Here is a 1,039-nt window from a genome sequence, read left to right as displayed (position 1 = left end):
TATAATACTCAAAACATGGCAGATACGTTATATATCTTAAGTGATGGAAAGCAGGATTACGTAAACTTGGAAAATCATAAATATGACTTTGTGGGTACAAAGATTGGCAAAAATCCTTACACTTTTGAACAAATACCTCCTGGAAGTGGTCCCTGGAAAGAGAGAGGGCAAATATTTAAGGGCTACCCAAGTGTCCATGCTTGTTATGGACATCCAAGTGATGCTTGTACAAAGTTCTATGGATTACCTAATCGTACGCCAATTTATTCAAAATATTCAGGGAGGAAAAAATGAAACAAATCTTGAAATTATTAAGCGGAATAGTTTTGGTTAGTGTAGCTGGATGTAACATTGATAAGCCTTCTCCAGGGGCTCTGAGTATGTGGGAGAAACCTGGTGCAGATTTTACGGAGATAGGAAAAGCATTGTTAGAATGTGGTATGCCAACCCCTTATGATGTTTTTCCAGAAAACCAACAGCAGAGTATTAATGCTAAAGCAACAGTTGATGCTTGCATGGTTCAAGCAGGATTCCGCTATAAAGATCAAAGAGGGGGGGGTGGTGTTATACTTTTAAAGAGAAAAACTTGCCGATTTGTCGTCCAGGTGCTGTCATACCACAGCGCAGTGTCAAGAAGCGCTTGAACAGCCCTTTTTGTACAAAGCATCCAGAACAACCTGAATGCGAGCCTTAAGTCTTGCTGTTTGTGATGATCAACAATCCCACTATTCTTGCCTTTGCTTGGAATGGCGGGATTGTTTCCTCACGCACATTATTTAACGGATGAAGAACAACAGAATTTACAAAAAGGTTCTGATGGCAAGGTTTATTTTTTCCTCAATGGTATTCTTACAACATCAGATGAAGCAGCCCATAATGCGGTTCAGTTGTGGCTGATAACAAGAATGATCCGCACTATTTTCTGATGTTCCCTCATAGCGATTCGCGCTTGGTAGATTTGTTCATTGCAGGGTATCAGTATGCTCTAGAAGGTAAGTTGGGTATTTTGACCAATTCGACGAAGAAGTACCAGAATCTG

The 1,039-nt window shown here is 40.2% G+C and carries 1 protein-coding gene and 2 pseudogenes; all 3 read left to right on the top strand.

Features of this window, described 5'->3' with window-relative positions; translation table 11 throughout:
• Window positions 1–294 (top strand): annotated as a pseudogene (locus tag ACFIME_RS08875) (hypothetical protein); the annotation flags it as partial.
• Window positions 291–694: pseudogene (locus ACFIME_RS08870) on the top strand (hypothetical protein). The pseudogenes ACFIME_RS08875 and ACFIME_RS08870, both read left to right, overlap by 4 nt.
• A gap of 52 nt (window positions 695–746) precedes the next feature.
• On the top strand, window positions 747–926 hold the full coding sequence (locus tag ACFIME_RS08865; RefSeq protein ID WP_375684819.1) for a hypothetical protein: 180 nt from the start codon (window positions 747–749) through the stop codon (window positions 924–926).
• Window positions 927–1,039: the final 113 nt, after the last annotated feature.

The sequence above is a fragment of the Bartonella sp. AP1QHHD genome, assembly GCF_042196265.1.
GTDB lineage: Bacteria > Pseudomonadota > Alphaproteobacteria > Rhizobiales > Rhizobiaceae > Bartonella.
Note: the sequence above shows the minus strand (reverse complement) of the source record. Positions and strands in the feature narration are given on the sequence as shown.